General features: G+C 41.3%; 17 protein-coding genes. 7 read left to right on the plus strand and 10 right to left on the minus strand.

Features of this window, described 5'->3' with window-relative positions; genetic code table 11:
- Positions 1-90: 90 nt before the first annotated feature.
- The 4 genes from PSE72_RS04405 to PSE72_RS04420 form a co-directional block, all read right to left on the minus strand.
- The gene (locus PSE72_RS04405; protein WP_004257041.1) at positions 91-816 is read right to left on the minus strand and encodes an amino acid ABC transporter ATP-binding protein; all 726 of its coding nucleotides are present in this window, start codon (positions 814-816) and stop codon (positions 91-93) included.
- On the minus strand, positions 813-1,490 hold the full coding sequence (gltK, locus tag PSE72_RS04410; RefSeq protein WP_109913215.1) for a glutamate/aspartate ABC transporter permease GltK: 678 nt from the start codon (positions 1,488-1,490) through the stop codon (positions 813-815). Before gltK ends, PSE72_RS04405 begins: the two co-directional genes overlap by 4 nt.
- A 4-nt stretch (positions 1,491-1,494) precedes the next feature.
- On the minus strand, positions 1,495-2,235 hold the full coding sequence (locus PSE72_RS04415) for an amino acid ABC transporter permease (protein ID WP_272690911.1): 741 nt from the start codon (positions 2,233-2,235) through the stop codon (positions 1,495-1,497).
- Positions 2,236-2,350: 115 nt separating this feature from the next.
- Entirely contained in the window at positions 2,351-3,244 is an 894-nt protein-coding gene (locus tag PSE72_RS04420) for an amino acid ABC transporter substrate-binding protein (protein ID WP_004908948.1), read from the minus strand.
- Between the two features lie 582 nt (positions 3,245-3,826).
- Between PSE72_RS04420 and PSE72_RS04425 the strand changes: the two genes are divergently transcribed.
- The 5 genes from PSE72_RS04425 (at position 3,827) to PSE72_RS04445 (ending at position 8,611) form a co-directional block, all read left to right on the plus strand.
- The gene (locus tag PSE72_RS04425) at positions 3,827-4,237 is read left to right on the plus strand and encodes a hypothetical protein (protein ID WP_042851762.1); all 411 of its coding nucleotides are present in this window, start codon (positions 3,827-3,829) and stop codon (positions 4,235-4,237) included.
- A 48-nt stretch (positions 4,238-4,285) separates the two neighbouring features.
- The gene (locus PSE72_RS04430; protein WP_109913203.1) at positions 4,286-6,358 is read left to right on the plus strand and encodes a protein-disulfide reductase DsbD family protein; all 2,073 of its coding nucleotides are present in this window, start codon (positions 4,286-4,288) and stop codon (positions 6,356-6,358) included.
- Positions 6,355-7,086: a DsbA family protein gene (locus PSE72_RS04435; RefSeq protein ID WP_272690912.1), complete on the plus strand. Its 732-nt coding sequence runs from the start codon at positions 6,355-6,357 to the stop codon at positions 7,084-7,086. The genes PSE72_RS04430 and PSE72_RS04435 overlap by 4 nt, the downstream gene beginning before the upstream one ends.
- A gap of 386 nt (positions 7,087-7,472) precedes the next feature.
- Positions 7,473-7,973 carry a protein disulfide oxidoreductase gene (locus tag PSE72_RS04440; protein WP_004908960.1) on the plus strand — a complete coding sequence of 167 codons (501 nt, stop codon included), beginning with the start codon at positions 7,473-7,475 and terminating at the stop codon, positions 7,971-7,973.
- Between the two features lie 110 nt (positions 7,974-8,083).
- Positions 8,084-8,611, plus strand: coding sequence for a protein K (locus tag PSE72_RS04445; protein ID WP_115167747.1), 528 nt, complete (start codon positions 8,084-8,086; stop codon positions 8,609-8,611).
- A gap of 48 nt (positions 8,612-8,659) precedes the next feature.
- On the opposite strand, the gene PSE72_RS04450 is transcribed toward PSE72_RS04445, so the two are convergent.
- On the minus strand, positions 8,660-9,373 hold the full coding sequence (locus tag PSE72_RS04450; RefSeq protein ID WP_004908966.1) for an NUDIX hydrolase: 714 nt from the start codon (positions 9,371-9,373) through the stop codon (positions 8,660-8,662).
- Positions 9,374-9,524: 151 nt separating this feature from the next.
- On the opposite strand from PSE72_RS04450, the gene PSE72_RS04455 reads away from it, so the two are divergent.
- The gene (locus PSE72_RS04455; protein ID WP_115167746.1) at positions 9,525-10,544 is read left to right on the plus strand and encodes an SPFH domain-containing protein; all 1,020 of its coding nucleotides are present in this window, start codon (positions 9,525-9,527) and stop codon (positions 10,542-10,544) included.
- Positions 10,544-11,467, plus strand: a complete 924-nt coding sequence (locus PSE72_RS04460; protein ID WP_115167745.1) for a sugar kinase — start codon at positions 10,544-10,546, stop codon at positions 11,465-11,467. Before PSE72_RS04455 ends, PSE72_RS04460 begins: the two co-directional genes overlap by 1 nt.
- Before the next feature lie 47 nt (positions 11,468-11,514).
- Here the strand turns inward: PSE72_RS04460 and lnt are convergent, their stop codons facing one another.
- The 5 genes from lnt to miaB form a co-directional block, all read right to left on the minus strand.
- Positions 11,515-13,044 carry an apolipoprotein N-acyltransferase gene (gene lnt / locus PSE72_RS04465; RefSeq protein ID WP_115167744.1) on the minus strand — a complete coding sequence of 510 codons (1,530 nt, stop codon included), beginning with the start codon at positions 13,042-13,044 and terminating at the stop codon, positions 11,515-11,517.
- Entirely contained in the window at positions 13,044-13,928 is an 885-nt protein-coding gene (gene corC, locus PSE72_RS04470; RefSeq protein ID WP_004908986.1) for a CNNM family magnesium/cobalt transport protein CorC, read from the minus strand. The genes lnt and corC overlap by 1 nt, the downstream gene beginning before the upstream one ends.
- A gap of 365 nt (positions 13,929-14,293) precedes the next feature.
- Entirely contained in the window at positions 14,294-14,761 is a 468-nt protein-coding gene (gene ybeY, locus PSE72_RS04475; protein WP_004908987.1) for an rRNA maturation RNase YbeY, read from the minus strand.
- On the minus strand, positions 14,762-15,814 hold the full coding sequence (locus PSE72_RS04480; protein ID WP_115168314.1) for a PhoH family protein: 1,053 nt from the start codon (positions 15,812-15,814) through the stop codon (positions 14,762-14,764).
- Between the two features lie 39 nt (positions 15,815-15,853).
- The gene (gene miaB / locus PSE72_RS04485; RefSeq protein ID WP_004908990.1) at positions 15,854-17,284 is read right to left on the minus strand and encodes a tRNA (N6-isopentenyl adenosine(37)-C2)-methylthiotransferase MiaB; all 1,431 of its coding nucleotides are present in this window, start codon (positions 17,282-17,284) and stop codon (positions 15,854-15,856) included.
- Positions 17,285-17,651: the final 367 nt, after the last annotated feature.

Below are 17,651 nucleotides of genomic sequence, written 5' to 3' on the forward strand. Positions count from 1 at the left end.
TATTCGCTTAGGCAATACTCATAGTGCAACAATATTGCCCCGCATGAATGTGTGTTAAGGCTAGGGAGCCTAATGGCTCCCTGAGAAAGATTAATGGAGAATTTTTGCGAGGAAATCTTTTGCACGATCAGATTGTGGGTTAGCGAAAAAGTCTTCTTTTTTACTGTCTTCGACAATCTTGCCTTCATCCATAAAAATAACGCGATTAGCCACTTTTTTGGCGAAGCCCATTTCATGGGTCACCACCATCATGGTCATTCCTTCATTGGCGAGCTCAACCATAACATCGAGTACTTCATTGATCATTTCAGGGTCAAGGGCCGATGTTGGTTCATCGAACAACATGGCGATAGGATCCATACACAGCGCTCGAGCAATAGCGACACGTTGTTGTTGTCCCCCTGAAAGCTGAGCTGGGAATTTATTGGCATGACTGGATAAACCCACGCGTTCCAATAATTTCAAACCTTTTGCTTCAGCTTCTTTTTTATCGCGGTTTAATACTTTAACTTGCGCCAATGTCAGATTTTCAATAATCGACAAATGAGGAAATAGCTCGAAGTGTTGGAATACCATCCCAACTTTAGAGCGAAGTTTTGCAAGGTCAGTTTTTTTGTTATTAACTTGAATATCATTCACAAAAATCTCACCCTGTTGAATTGGTTCTAAACCATTTACTGTTTTTATTAATGTGGATTTACCAGAACCAGATGGCCCGCACACAACCACAACTTCACCTTTTTTAACTTCAGTTGTGCAGTCTGTAAGCACCTGAAACTGGCCATACCATTTGGATACATTTTTCAGGGTTATCATGAAACAGTCCTTTTCTTAAGATAATTCACTAACATAGAAGCGCCAAAACTGATAATAAAGTACACCAGACCCGCAAACAGTACCATCTCTACTTGTGTCCCATCACGCTCACCAATATTGGTGGCAGTACGGAAAAAGTCTGTCAAACTGAGTACATACACGAGGGATGAGTCCTGAAACAGAACAATTCCTTGAGTTAACAACAGCGGCACCATGGCTTTAAAGGCTTGCGGTAATACCACGAGCCGCATGGTTTGCATATTTGTCATTCCCAAAGCTAACGCCGCAGAAGCTTGTCCTCGTGAAATACTTTGAATACCCGCACGAATAATTTCAGAATAATAAGCTGCTTCAAAAAGAGAGAAGGCTATCATTGCAGAAATTAAACGAATATCATTTTTTGGTGATAAGCCTAGAACATTTTGTAATAAGCTAGGAACGATTAAGTAGAACCACAGCAAAACCATAACCAACGGAATAGAACGGAATGTATTCACATACAGGGCTGCAAACCAGCTGATTGGCTTGAATGTGGATAACCGCATCACGGCCAAAACCGTTCCCCACAAAATTCCCACCACTATCGCGGTCAGTGTAATTTTCGCAGTGACAATGAAGCCATCGATTAAAAAGGGCATACTCGGAGCAATTGAGCTCCAATCAAATTCATACATCATTTTATCGCCCTCCAATGGTGCCTGGTAAGCGAACTTTGCGCTCTAATAACGTCATCAAAATCATGATAATGACGTTAATACCGACATAAGCTAATGTAATTGCGGTAAAGGATTCCCATGCGTGAGCAGAATAGTCCAATAGCTTTCCTGCTTGTGCCGCCATATCGACTAAGCCAATGGTTGACGCAATGGCTGAGTTTTTAACCAAGTTCAACATTTCTGAGGTCATTGGTGGCAAAATGACCCGATAGGCATTGGGTAATAGAACGTAGCGATAGGTTTGTGGCAAAGTGAGCCCCATTGCGAGTGCGGCACTTTTTTGCCCTCTATGCAGTGACTGAATGGCTGCACGTACTTGCTCAGTCATTCGTGCTGCGGTGAATAACCCAAGGCAAAGCATTGAGGAAATAAAGAATTGGTAGTTAGGATCTAATTCCATTTTAAACCAATCCCCGATTGAACGAGGGAGAAGTTCTGGAATAACTAAATACCAAGTAAAAAATTGTACGATAAGCGGTACGTTACGGAATAACTCTACGTAAGCGGTACCTAAAAAAGCTAAAAAGCGGTTAGGTACGGTACGTAAAATACCGAAAAATGAACCAACTAGAAATGCGATGATCCAGGCGCAAATAGAAAGTGTTACGGTGACTTCGAGGCCAGATATTAACCACCCTAAGTAGGTGGTATTCCCAAACGGGGCTTCCTGAAGGAAAATCCCCCAATTCCAATTAATAGACATAATATTGACTTCCTGTGGGCAATGAAATTCCCGAATACTGTCGTAAAAGAGGATGCAAGGCGGGGAACGACCGCCTTGCAATTCTTACTTCAGTAATACCCTGTTTGTCTTTTTATTAGTTTAATGCTTTATCATTTGGTTCTTTAAATAAGGCTTTCATTTCATCGGATAACGTAAATTTCAGGTTCAGATTTTTCGGAGGAATAGGTTGGTTGAACCAACGATCAAAGGATTTTTCAGCGACACCTGATGTTTGTGCATTTGCAATGGTTTCATCGATAAGCGCTTTAAATTGAGGGTCATCTTTACGCAACATACAGCCATAAGCTTCTTCGGTTTGCGGCTTACCAACGATTTCCCAGATATCCGGTTTCTTCGCTTTTGCACGCTCACCTGCTAACAACGCATCGTCCATCATAAAGGCAACAGCACGACCTGATTCTAAGGTACGGAACGAATCACCATGGTCTTTCGCGCTGATAATGCGCATTTTCATATTTTTTTCATCATTTAACTGATTCAACAGAATTTCAGAAGTTGTACCTGAGGTCACGACGACATTTTTACCGGCTAAGTCAGCAAAGTCTTTCACACCAGAGTCACCTTTAGTGAGTAAGCGCGTCCCAACCACAAAGATTGTGTTAGAGAAAGCGGCTTGTTTTTGTCTTTCTACATTATTGGTTGTTGAACCACATTCAAAATCAAATGTGCCATTTTGCAGGAGTGGAATACGGTTTTGTGATGTGATTGGAATGAGTTTGACTTGCAGATCAGGCATGTTTAATTTTTTCTTCACTGCATCAACAATGGCATTTGAATAATCCTGTGAGTAACCAACCACTTTCTGGCTATTATCATAGTAAGAGAAAGGTACGGAAGATTCACGATGACCAACAACTATTACACCGTTGTCTTTGATTTTTTTCAGGGTGCCGTTTAACTCCTCTGCTTGGACTGCGCAGGTTGCACCTAAAATCATCATCGATAATACAAGTTTACTTATACGCATAGTTACAACTCCTTTAGAACATCGGTGTAAACCCGTTGTAATTTTTAAGGTGCTATCGCGAGATAACGCCTGAATTACTGTGGTTTCGTAGTGTTGTGTTTGCAAATATTTCGCAGATTTAGACAATTCCGCGATTATCCGCTATATGTTTTATTGTTGTTAAAAAGTAATTAAATTTGTTAATTAATGAAAACGAATTGTTTCAATTTCGGGAGCTGTCTCGCATATTATTTGGGTAATTTTTGAATTACCGCACTAACATGGTGATTTACCATCTAAAATTGTCTTAAACTGATAATCATGCACTGTTAAGGTGCAAGTTATCTTCGTTTCATGCCATATATTAGATAAAGCAATTTGCGTGCCTAGTTTTGGTAGAACTGCATTTTTGTTTACTGAAAAAGAGGGTGATATTTGTAAAGTTAGCTGATGGCACTTGTACGGAATGTTTTGCTGTGTAAGATGTAACCTCTATTTAACTTATAGATGGGGTAACGGTATTAGTCAAAGATAGGTTTTTATCGTTATGGTTGTCAAAGTCGCATAATTAGTGTTATTTCAGGAAGTTATACCAAGATGCGCATGAACAGGCATTTAAAATTAGGTAAAGGATTAGTGATATTCGCCTGTCTGATGGTATTGGTTTGTATGAATCAACGTGCCGTCGGAGAGCGTTTGCTCGCCAATTTTTTTGTGCCAGATGTATTAGCGCAAGCACAAATTAACACGGGTACTCACGTTTCTTATATCGATCAATCACAGGTAAAACAAAGTGATAGCAGCGGTACACATCTTTCCAGCTGTGAACTGAGTGCTAAGTCATTAATGACTTTGCTACCTGCTGTTCTTGAACCATTCTTCTTCATGTTTCTTTCTTTGGCTGCGCTAACTTTATTTTGTACTAATCTATTTATATCTAGAGCAAATAATGAAGAGAAGCATGCCCCTCCAAGAGTCAGACGACACTTACAATTTTGTAATCTTCGGAATTAGCACACAACGGATAGGGACTCGTTTGTGTAATTTATTCTGGAGGAAACAATGCGTTTTTTAATTAATTCATTTTTTATATTTTTTGCACTATTTTCGAGCAGTTTATACGCTGCAGATACGGGGTGGTTGCAACCTGCGAATACGGGGTGGATGAATGACAACACTCCACGGCATGCGCAGGTCAGGTTATTAAGTTCGGCACAGGAAAATGGCAAAATCGACATTTTGCTCGATGTAAAACTTGATGACGGGTGGAAAACCTATTGGCGTTCGCCTGGCGAAGGCGGAGTCGCACCTGAAATTGTATGGTCGTCACCTGTTGAATCAACAGATTGGCAATGGCCAACACCTGGTCGCTTTGATGTCGCGGGTGTTTCAACTCAAGGCTATATGGGAGATATTGTTTTCCCCATTACAGTCACAAGTAATGAAAAGCTCGATAAACTTGCTGGAACACTCACGTTATCAACCTGCAGTAATGTGTGTATTTTAACCGATTACCCGTTTGAACTCGATTTAACAGAGCCAGCTCCTGCTGACTTTACTTGGGCATTTAACCAAGCCAAAGGGGCGGTTCCACCATCTAGTGGCTTAGTAGAGCAAACCAAAGTTGGCTTTACCAATGATAAGCTAATCATTGAATTACAAAAAAGTTCAGGAAATTCGTGGGAACAACCTAACATTTTTACTGATGTGGTTGAAGGTGCAGCATTAGGCGTGCCTGTAATAGAGACAACAGGCAATCATTTAACAGCAACAATAGATGTTGGTGATGATTGGGGAGGCGAGTCTCCCGATTTAACCGGTAAAACAGTTTCTTTTGTGGTTGCAGATGGCGAAATTTCGCAGCAAATTAGTCATCAAGTGAGTACATTTACTGGCACGATAGCATCAAAAGTGAGTGGTGCTTCGTTATGGCAGGTGATGCTATTTGCACTTTTGGGGGGCTTGATCCTTAATCTGATGCCATGCGTTCTGCCTGTGTTAGCGATGAAACTTGGCTCTGTATTGATGGTGCCTCATGGTGAGCAAAATACCATTCGCCGTCAGTTTTTATTGTCATCTCTTGGTATTTTAGTTTCCTTTTGGTTACTGGCGCTATTGATGACGTTATTACGAGTCGGTCAACAAGCTGTTGGTTGGGGTATTCAGTTCCAAAACCCATGGTTTATCGGTTTTATGGTATTGGTAACAGCGCTATTTACTGCAAATTTATTTGGCTTATTTGAAATCAACTTAGGTAGCAAGGCCAATACACGCTTGGCAACAGCTGGGGGGCATGGTAGCAGCGGTCATTTTTGGCAAGGGGTATTCGCGACATTATTGGCAACACCTTGCTCTGCACCATTTTTGGGCACAGCCGTAGCATTTGCACTGGCAGCGCCGATGGAAGAGTTGTGGTTGATCTTCACCGCATTAGGTATCGGTATGAGTTTACCGTGGTTACTGATCGCTGCTTTTCCGGCTATCTCTCGCTTACTACCAAAACCAGGTATGTGGATGCTGAAATTACGCGCCATACTAGGGTTAATGATGCTGGTATCTAGCTTATGGTTAATTAGCTTATTAATACCACATTTTGGTGTGCCTACTTCGACGGCGATTGCTGTCATTTTCTTAGTATTATTAGTTGTTTTTATCGCGATAAAACGAGGTGTAAGGGCAGCTATCTTGCCATTCATATTATTTGCCGTTTTTGCTGGTGGGTTTGTTTGGATGACGCAAGAACAGCATTCCGGCAGCCGTTCTCTCGTTAAAGATACCGTAAATTGGCAACCTTTGACTGAGCAAGCGATTACGGCTGCGCTGGCGGATAACAAGCGCGTCTTTATTGATGTTACTGCTGAATGGTGTGTGACTTGTAAGGCAAATAAATACAATGTACTACTGAGAGATGATATCCAACAGCTACTTAGTGAACCTGATGTTGTTGCTTTACGGGGTGATTGGACCAAACCTTCACCTGAAATTACAGCATTTCTACAAAAACGTGGGCAGGTCGCTGTTCCATTTAATCAAATTTATGGCCCTAACTTGGCCGAAGGCGAAGTACTGTCAACAATACTTGACCGTGAATCGCTAATATCCGTTATGAATCAGGCCAAAGGAGCCACAAAATGAAAAAAACAATCTTAGCCGTTTTATTTTCGTCGCTAATGATGGGGTCAGTAGCACAAGCGGCACCTTTAAGTGCAGACCAAGAAGCGCAAGTGCGTAAATTAGTGCGTGATACTTTGATTGAAAACCCAGAAATTTTGGAAGAAGCGATTGTTGCCCTGCAAGCTAAACAAGGGGAAAGACAACAAGCCCAAATGAAAGAAACGTTAAAAGCGGAGCACGATGCTTTGTTTAATGACCCAACCAGCCCGCGTATCGGTAAAAAAGATGCCAAGTTAGTTTTGGTTAATTTTACTGATTTTAACTGCCCATTCTGTAAGCGTTTCGACCCACAACTGATGGATCTTGTGAAAAAATACCCTGATGATGTGGCTGTGGTAATTAAATACTTACCATTTAAAGGCCAGACTTCAATGGATTCAGCTCAGTTAACCATGACGCTGTGGCAAGAAGACCCGAAAGCATTTGAAGCTCTACACCACAAATTTATGCAAAAACAAGGCATGCTATCAGATGCCAATATCAAAGATGCGCTTAAAGCGACAGGAAACGATAAACTGAAAGCCAGTGATAAGAGCCGTGATGACATTCGCACCAATATGATATTGGCAGAGAAATTGGGTGTGAATGGTACGCCAGCAACATTGGTAGGTGATGAGTTGATCCCAGGTGCTATTGATGCACAGCAGTTTGAGGCGGTAGTGAAGGAGCAGTTGGCTAAGCTCAAATAATCCTCGTTATCCTCGTCATATTTCGCGCTGTGGCGTTGTTGGCTGCTCTCGACTACGTGAGTCACATACTTGTGTATGCTCCCCACAATAGTCTCGTTTGCCGCCTAGCCACAACGCGAATTATTTAGAGGATAAAGATTAAATAATCCAAACTCTAAAATTAGAGGATAAAGATTAAATAATCCAAACTCTAGAATTAGAGGATAAAGATTAAACAATCCAAACTCTAAAATTAGAGGATAAAGATTAAACAATCCAAAACTCTAGAATTAGAGGATAGGAAAACAAATATTTAATTAAATGCTAAAGCATTCATTTTAAGTGGATGTTTTGGTTTCTTACATCATTGATTTGTACTATTTGATACCAAATAGGTAAGCAACTATATGAATAAAATAAAAAAATGGTCTAAAGAAATTATTGTTTTGGCAATTATTTTATTTATTGCCTTTACAGTGATGGATTTATGGCGCAAGCCACAAACCCTTGCGCCTGTATTATTGGAACAACACACTCTGGCCAACGGTGAGACGGTTTCATTGGCAGAGTTAAGTAAAGAAAAACCGATATTGGTTTATTTCTGGGCGACGTGGTGTGGGGTCTGTAATTTGACTTCGCCAACGGTATCAGAATTAAGCCAATCAGGTATGCCAATTATTTCGGTAGCGATACGTTCAGGTGAAACATCTCGCTTAATCAAGGGGATGGAAAACAAGGAGCTAACCTTTCCTGTGATCAACGATATAAGCGGGCAACTTTCCAATGCGGTTGGGGTCAGTGCGACGCCCACTTTTATGGTGATTGATAACGGTGAGCTAGTCAGTTTTACATCGGGTTGGACGAGTTCTTATGGCTTAAAAATGCGTATGTGGTTGGCATCTTTTTAGTTTTCTATCATCCCCTTTGGGCTAAAAAAGGGGATTTTTCTGCCTATAAGTTTAATTTATCATTATGGTAAACTCATTCGGCTATATAAATAATAAAATAGGTGAATGGGATGGCTATGTTTAAAAAAGTGGTTGGATTATTTTTAGGTGTGATACTAATCGCGGGATGTTCCCCTGAGGTGGAAGAGAAAACAGTACCGGAACAACCGTCAGGAACGATCGAAAATTCACAAATAGAACAGCGTTATGATGAAATAAAAGCTAATTCAACAGAAGATAAAATTAATGCCTTTAATGCAAAAGGCGATGATGACCCAATGATGTTACGGGGCATTTTTCTGTCTGACATGGCTGAATCATTACCTATGCTGATTGATGATGTGACTCTATTGACTGAAGTCACCGCGAAAAATGGCATGTTATTTTACCAATACACCATCAAAGGGATCCCTGATAACGTATTGGAAGGCGATAGCTGGCAGCAAAATATGCGTGAAATTTTGAACCGCAACTACTGTGGTAAAAATGCAGGTATGGATATTTTGCATGGAATGTTCCCTGAAGGCATTACGCATAATTACCATAAGTCCAACAAACTCATTTTTACTTATATTGTGACCCCTGCGATTTGCCAATAACATTCATTGCAACGCCTGATAATATTGATTTATCAGGCATTTCAACAATTAAAATTCCAAATTACGAATAAACCGGTAATCCGCTGATTGTGGTTTTAAGCGATATAAATTAGCAGGGCGACCGCGCTCATGGCGTTTCTCTCCAGTATCAATCAACAAATCCGCTTGTTCAAGTCGGCGCCTAAATGATTTATTTTGCAGGGGCTTACCAATCAGAACTTCATGGACATGTTGAAGTTCAGCTAAGGTAAAAACTTCAGGTAATGCAAAGCCTGGAACTATCGAATAAAGTGATTTTTGCTTTAGACGTTCTCTCGCTTGTTGATAGAGTTTAAAATGGTCGAACGCAAGAGAAAGCTGATCTATTTCATCAATAGAGACCCACCTGACAGAATCTACTGTATCAATATGGGCTTCACAGGCTTGGTAAGCAATTAGAGCCGTATAACAAACAGTGACAGACCAACCGCGTGGATCACGCTGGTGGTTTCCAACTGTACAAAGCTGCTCAATATAAGGGGGGATCACGCCTGTTTTTTCTTTTAGTTTACGTAAAATAGCTTCTTCTAAGGTTTGATCATGTTGCTCATCAATAAATCCTCCCGGCAAACCCCATTTCCCCTTTTCGGGGAAACTAGCTCGTTCAACCAGTAATACCTTCAACGTGTTTTCATGGTAAGCAAACAAAACGGCATCGACAGTGAGTAAAGGTGATAAATAATCCTTTCTGTCATAGCTAGCAAGAAATTCTTTTTCATTCATATTGTTACCACTCAAATTCAAAGGTGAAGTTTAGGGGGAAATCATACAGATAAATATAGTTATTGTCATTAGGACATTTAGTTCTTGACTTGTTTTTGTCTATAAGACAATAATAAATTAAAGTCTTAAGGACATTAATGGAGAGTACACTATGTTTAACTTTAAATATTTCAAAGCAGACTCATCAACTTTTGTTATTCAATCAGTGAATGGAAAAGTGCGTAAACAAGGTAAGGGGCTCAGTTTTTGGTATAACTCGGATAAAACCTCTATTGCGGCGCTTCCATTGAATGCACAAGAAGCCCCCTTTATTTTTAATTTACAATCTTCTGATTTCCAAAGTTTACGTATTCAGGGACAAATTTCTTTTCAGGTAGTCGCTGCCGAAAAAACGGCGGATGTTTTAAATTTTAACTTAACTAAAGATGGAAAAAGCTATGCATCTGAAGATCCACTTAAACTGAGCGACAGGGTAGTGCGTGCGGCTCAAACTATTATCCAAGCTAAGATACAAACTACTTCATTACGAGATGCATTATTGATTAGCCAATCATTGGTGACATTAGTTAGCAAGCAACTTGCAGAACAAGCTGCAATAGAGTCATTAGGCATCGCTATTTTAGATGTTTCCATTGCAGCAATTGCACCTTCACCTGAAACCCTCAAAGCATTAGAAGCACAAGCGAGAGAATCCATTTTGAAAGAAGCGGATGACGCTATCTATGCCAGACGAAAATTTTCTGTCGAACAAGAAAGGACGATTAAAGAAGCTGAGCTAGAAACTGACTTATCTGTGCAGGCCAAAGAGCAGCAAATTGAAGAAGCTCGCCTTGATAATGAACGTAAGTTGTTACGTGAACGTGCAGAGATTAAGCAAGAAGAATTAACAGCACAGGTGAGTGCGGAAGCAAAACGTAATGAGTTGGTGGCACTTAGCGTGGAAAACCAACGGATCCAATCTGATGCAGATGCCTATGCGATTGAATCTAAAATGAAAGCTTATAGCCAATTACCAGTGGAGAACTTAAAAGCGCTTGCGTTGGCGAAAATGGGACCAGAGCAATTGATGGCAATGGCATTTGAATCATTAGCACAAAATGCAGGAAAAATTGGCGAGTTAAATATTTCCCCTGATTTATTTGGACAGCTAATGAAAAAAGAGGCGAAATAATGAATAGGATTGATGATGCCCGATTCATTCTCGTGATACGTAAAACTCGCTTACAGGAGCTCATTGAACGCTTCAATACATGGCCTCAGGCAAAATTTTATTTGGAACATAATCATGTGGAAGTCGATGATTACTTGAATGAACATGATTTATATCAGCGGCAATTAGTTCAAGCTGAATCAATTTTGAAGTCTTTAGGCCGATTTCAATTATTGGAAAGAAAATTATTACCAAGCTACCAATTTTCTAAGCAGGACATTATCGTTGTGATTGGGCAGGATGGCTTAGTGGCTAATACGTTAAAGTATTTAAAAGGGCAGCCCGTTATTGCGATTAACCCCGATCCTGCAAGGTGGGATGGAAAACTACTGCCATTTGAAATTAGTCAATTACAGGAGGTGGTAACGAAAACATTAAAAGGTCAGGTTGAACAAAAATCAGTGACCTTTGCACAGGCAACAACCAATGACGGGCAATCACTACTGGCGGTGAACGATTTATTTATTGGCCCGAAAAGCCATACATCGGCACGTTATTTATTGAACTGGAATGGAGAACAAGAGTTTCAATCATCCTCTGGAATTATTATATCGACCGGACTTGGGTCAACGGGGTGGTTTCAATCTATTTTAGCGGGGGCACAAGCAATTATGGGAGGGAATAATCATCCGTTAGCACAAGGATTTGGCTGGGAGGAATGTAAGTTACAGTTTAGTGTTAGGGAGCCGTTTTTAAGTAAAACGACAGGAACCAGATGGGTATTTGGCACGATAGAGCCGAGTAACCCGTTAGCGGTGGAGTCATTAATGCCCGATAACGGCGTTATTTTTTCCGATGGTATTGAAGATGATTTTTTACAATTCAATGCAGGTTGTATTGTGACAGTGAAAATTGCAGATGTACGAGGGTTATTAGTTGCTTAGCTAGTTTCCCCACCTCATTTATAGACATCGAGGTGGGGTTAACATCGTTACTTTTGACGTCTATTCATAGCAAAACCGAGAATACCAAATATCACGACCACTCCCCACATCGGATAATTACTCCAACGTGCATAAGGTGTCAGTCCTGTTGTTGGTGTGACCTCAGTAGCCAGTGTTGCCGTTTTAAATTGTGGCAGCATATCCTGAATAGAGCCATCTGCACTGATCACTGCGGTGATACCATTATTGGTTGAGCGCAACAGTGGGCGACCTAACTCCAAGGAACGCATCCGTGCCATTTGGAAGTGTTGCCAAGGGCCTATGGATTTTCCAAACCACGCATCATTTGAAACAGTAAGTAAGTAGTCGCTATCAGGCTTAAAGTTATCTCTGACCTGTGTACCTAAAATAATTTCATAGCAAATCGCAGCCGTTAGATGAATATTACCAACTGCTAATTGCGCTTGTTCATAATCGCCACGGCTAAAACCCGACATCGGCAAATTAAAGAACGGTGCGATAGGGCGCAGTAAATCTTCTAAAGGTACATATTCACCAAATGGCACTAAATGGTGTTTGTTATAGCGGTTTTTAGATGGATATAAATACGGTTTTTTATCGCCTAATACAATGATTGTATTATAAAAAGTATATTCACCATCCATAGGGCGTGCATCCACAATACCCGTAATTAACTGAGTGTTCGACTCTGCCAGTAATTGGTCGAGAGATTTAAGCCACGTTTGGTTGTCGAGCTCAACGGAAGGTACTGCCGATTCAGGCCAAACAATCAAAGACGCTTTACCGATATAAGGGCGAGAGAGCTCCATATAGGTGTCTTTGGTTTGTTGTAAAAAGCTGGCTTCCCACTTCATTGATTGGGGAATGTTGCCTTGAACCAGTGCCACTTCCATTTTCTTGTCTTCAAGGGAGGTAAACCATTGTACATTTTTGGCAATTAATGGGGCAAAAATTAAGGCAGCCGCAACAGCGAGCGCGATAAAGCTGCGGCGCAGGATAGCGAGTACTAGCAGACCACTGATGCTAAATAATAGCAACGTAATCATTTCCACCCCAAATATAGGAGCGAGAGCTTTCATCGGCCCATCAATTTGGCTATAACCAAATTGCAGCCATGGAAAACCAGTGAGAACCCAACCACGTAAAAACTCAGTAACCTGCCACAGTGCTGGGGCAAAAAAGACTAAACGCCAAATATTGGCATGTTGGGCAAATTTAGCCATCAATGCGCCAAAAAGCCCAGTATAAAGAGAAAGGTATGCCGCTAAAAGAATAACAATAAATACGTTAACAGGGCCTGGCATGCCGCCAAAATCTGCAATGCTGACGTAAACCCAGTTAACGCCACTACCGAATAAGCCAAATCCCCAAGCAAAGCCGATAGCAAAAGATTGCTTGACCGTGCGCTGCAAGGTCAGTAATTGGAGGAAAAGGATAGAAAGTAGTGCGGCAGGCCAGATGTCAAAAGGCGAAAAAGCCAGCGTTCCACTGGCTCCGAAAATTAAAGCCAGCAGTAACCGCAACCGCTGACTTTGATAAATAGACGTTGAGTTCATTAAGTCTTTTCTTCTTCCAAAGTTGGAACTGGCGCGTCGTCTGGGATTTTTACGTGAAGCAGAAGGATCCGGCGACTATCTGCCATCGCAACTTTAAATTGATAGTTGTCTATGGTTATGGTTTCACCACGAGAAGGTAGATGACCAAAGGCTTGCATAACGAGGCCACCGACCGTATCAACTTCTTCGTCACTAAAATGAGTCCCAAAGGCTTCATTGAAATCTTCAATCTGCGTCAGGGCGCGGACAGAATAAGAATGGCGGCTAAGCTGGCGAACATCAACATCGTCTTGGTCGTCATACTCGTCTTCGATTTCGCCTACGATGAGCTCTAAAATATCTTCAATGGTTACTAGACCAGAAACACCACCAAACTCATCAATAACGATAGCCATATGATAGCGTTGAGAGCGGAATTCTTTGAGTAGTCTGTCTACTCGCTTACTTTCAGGTACAACAACCGCTTGGCGTAATACCTTATCGATACTAAAAGGCTCTGCGTCGGTACGCATAAATGGCAGTAAATCTTTTGCCATCAATAACCCTTCGATATGGTCTTTGTCTTCACTAATAACAGGGAAGCGTGAGTGAGCAGAGTCAATAATGACATCAAGGCACTCATCAAGCGTTTGATTACGTTTTAAGGTAACAATTTGGGAACGCGGGATCATAATGTCGCGCACGCGTTGATCCGCGATATCCATTACCCCTTCAAGCATTTCGCGGGTGTCAGGATCGATCAAATCGTTCTGTTCAGAGTCGCGGATTAATTCGACCAAATCATCACGATTTTTAGGTTCACCATGAAATAGGTGATTTAACAGTGCAAAGAACCCTTTCTTAGGACCAGGGTTATCGCTACTCGAAGAGTTATCGTCGCTCATGGCGGTTAATTTTTTTTTCCTCAAAAAATACTCGTCATACTTCGAACTGCAGCGTTGTTGGCTGGACTCGGCTAATCGAATCACATACTTATGTATGCTCATCGAGATATCCTAGCTTGCCGCCTAGCTGCAATTCGAATTATTTAGAGTATTCACTCGTCGTATCTCGAACCGCAGCGTTGTTGGCTGCACTTGGTACCAAAAGTAGCCCAAGTCAAAGTATTTGGAGCTTAGGTTAGTTAATAAAAACAGTTTGCTACATTCTTTTTTAGCACAAAATTGACAGTTTATCTGCAAAATAACCGTCAGTTTTTTGTAAAATAATGCTTTCTTTGAGAAAGATATCTCAAAAAATTATAGTTAGGTCACTCTTTTTCTGCAAGATATGGGTCTTCGTAGCCTAATTCAGCCAGAATTTCGGTTTCTAAACTTTCCATTTCTTCTGCTTCATCATCTTCAATATGATCATAGCCTAAAAGATGAAGGCAACCATGAACGACCATATGAGCCCAGTGTTCTTCTGCCGTTTTTTGTTGCTCGATAGCCTCTTGCTCAACAACTTGGCGGCAAATGATTAAATCACCTAATAAAGGTAGTTCAATTTCTGGCGGAGCCTCAAAGGGGAATGACAACACGTTGGTTGGTTTGTCTTTGCCACGATAGGTTAAGTTTAAGTGATGGCTTTCTGGCTCATCAACCACCCGAATAGTGACTTCACTTTGTGCTTGAAATTTAGGCAAAACAGCTGTTAACCAACGCTGAAATTCGGCTTCAGGAGGCAAGCCTTCAGGGTTTTCGCACGCAATTTGTAAATCGAGAATAATGTCACTCATTTATAGATTTTCCTGCTTTTCAAATTGCTTTTGCTGTTCTTTTTCTTCACGTAACTGTTGGCGACGTTTATTGTCTTGTTCTTCCCATGCTTCATAAGCCATGACGACTTTGGCAACAACAGGATGACGAACCACATCTTCACTGTGGAAGAAATTGAAGCTTAAATCATCGACTTCGGAAAGCACTTCAATGGCATGACGTAGGCCTGATTTACTACCGCGAGGCAAGTCAACTTGAGTAATATCTCCTGTCACAACCGCTTTAGAATTAAAGCCAATACGCGTCAAAAACATTTTCATTTGTTCGATGGTGGTGTTTTGACTTTCATCTAAAATAATAAAAGCATCATTCAACGTACGACCACGCATATAGGCCAGCGGCGCGACTTCAATAACATTACGCTCAATCAGTTTTTCAACTTTTTCAAAACCTAACATTTCGAATAGCGCATCATAAAGCGGGCGCAGATAAGGGTCGACTTTTTGGCTGAGATCGCCCGGTAAAAAACCAAGTTTCTCACCTGCTTCAACAGCAGGGCGCGTAAGCAGAATACGGCGAACTTCTTGGCGTTCTAAGGCATCAACTGCCGCGGCTACCGCTAAATAGGTTTTCCCAGTTCCCGCAGGGCCAATGCCAAACGTAATATCATGGTCTAAAATATTGGCGATATATTGCGCTTGATTTGGGGTGCGTGGTTTGATCACACCACGTTTAGTCTTAATATTCACCGCTTTACCGTAGTCAGGAACGCTATCGGCGGATTGCTCTAAAACACGGCTATCCAGAATGGCTAAGTGAATATTTTCAGGGTCGATATCAGGGATAACACCGCGCACAGGCGAGGTATCAACATACAGTTGACGCAAAATTTTGCTGGCCGCTTGAACGTTCAGCGGCTTACCCGATAACTTAAAACGGTTATCACGGCGATTAATTTCGATAGCAAGGCGGCGTTCTAGCTGCTTGATATTATCGTCAAATGGCCCGCAGAGGCTCATTAAACGTTGGTTATCTGCGGGTTCTAGAAAGATTTCTTGTGTTGCGATTTGCAAATTTTTTGTCTCGGTCACTGAATATCCTATGGTTGTGGCTTAGGGCTGAAAACTACCAACACCTAGCTCATCTTCTTTACGGGTGCGTGCAATAACAGACTCTGGCGATTCATGAACGCGAAGACCCATTTGATCTTCTGTACGAATGACTTTACCGCGTAATGAGTTGGTATAAACATCCACAATTTCGACATCCACAAATTTACCAATCATATCCGGTGTACCTTCAAAGTTCACAACACGGTTATTTTCAGTACGTCCAGACAGCTCCATAACATTTTTACGCGATGTTCCTTCAACTAAGATACGTTGAATGGTTCCCACCATTTGGCGGCTGAAGCTTAATGCCTGCTGATTAATACGCTGTTGCAGTAAGTATAGACGCTGTTTTTTCTCATCTTCCGTTACGTCGTCAGGTAAATCAGCAGCAGGTGTGCCAGGACGTGCGGAATAAACAAAGCTGTAGCTCATGTCAAAATTCACGTCAGCAATCAGTTTCATTGTTTTTTCGAAGTCTTCGGTTGTTTCACCGGGGAAGCCCACGATAAAGTCTGAACTGATAAGAATACCAGGGCGTGCTTCGCGTAGTTTGCGAATAATGGCTTTGTATTCAAGTGCCGTATGAGCACGTTTCATCATCGTTAGAACGCGGTCTGAGCCACTTTGCACGGGTAGATGCAAGAAGCTGACTAATTCTGGAGTATCCCGGTAAACTTCGATGATATCGTCAGTAAATTCAATTGGGTGGCTAGTGGTAAAGCGAACACGGTCGATACCATCAATAGCTGCAACTAAACGCAGTAATTCTGCAAATGAGCAAATTTCACCATCAAAGGTCTCACCGCGGTAAGCATTCACGTTTTGACCCAGTAAGTTAACTTCACGCACACCTTGTGCAGCTAACTGTGCGATTTCAAATAGAATATCATCACAAGGGCGGCTAACTTCTTCACCACGGGTATAAGGCACTACGCAGAAGGTGCAATACTTATTACAGCCTTCCATAATCGAAACGAAAGCCGTTGGCCCTTCAGCACGAGGTTCGGGTAAACGGTCAAATTTTTCAATTTCAGGGAAGCTGATATCAATAACTGGGCTGCGCGTACCTTGAACTTGGTTAATCATCTCAGGCAAACGGTGCAAAGTTTGCGGGCCGAAAACGATGTCAACGCTTGGTGCACGTTGGCGAATAAAATCCCCTTCTTGTGAAGCGACACAGCCGCCTACACCAATAATAATGTCAGGGTTTTTGTCTTTAAAAAACTTCCAACGACCAAGTTGATGGAAGACTTTTTCTTGTGCTTTTTCACGAATTGAACAGGTATTAAGCAGTAATAAATCTGCTTCTTCTGCAATTTCAGTGAGTTGATAACCATGGGTATTTTCTAATAAAGAAACCATTTTGGATGAGTCATACTCATTCATCTGGCAACCCCAAGTTTTAATGTATAGCTTTTTATTCGTCGACATGTCGTATATCCGGTGTTTTCGAAGCGGCTAGTGTAATGGACTCCGAAACGCGTTGTAAATCCAAAGTCCTACCCTTTATATTTGGGAACTCGCATGCATTTTGATTAAGGACATCATTGTATGATGGGATAAATGCAAAGATATTTAAAATAATATCACTACACGAAATCTAAGGGCAGGCAATTTGCCTATTGTTTTAAAATTAGCACGTATTGTATTCATTTGCGGCATCAGTGACCAGAGGATGTTGCAAAATTGTGGTTGTTTTTTGTGCAAATTAAAGTGTTTTCAGCAAAATACACTGTTTGTATGGTTATAAAGATGAGGGGAACGAGTGACCTCTGAGCCTTCAATACCTTATTTCCTG

The sequence above is a fragment of the Providencia sp. PROV116 genome (genome assembly GCF_028482485.1).
Classification (GTDB): Bacteria; Pseudomonadota; Gammaproteobacteria; order Enterobacterales; family Enterobacteriaceae; genus Providencia; species Providencia rettgeri.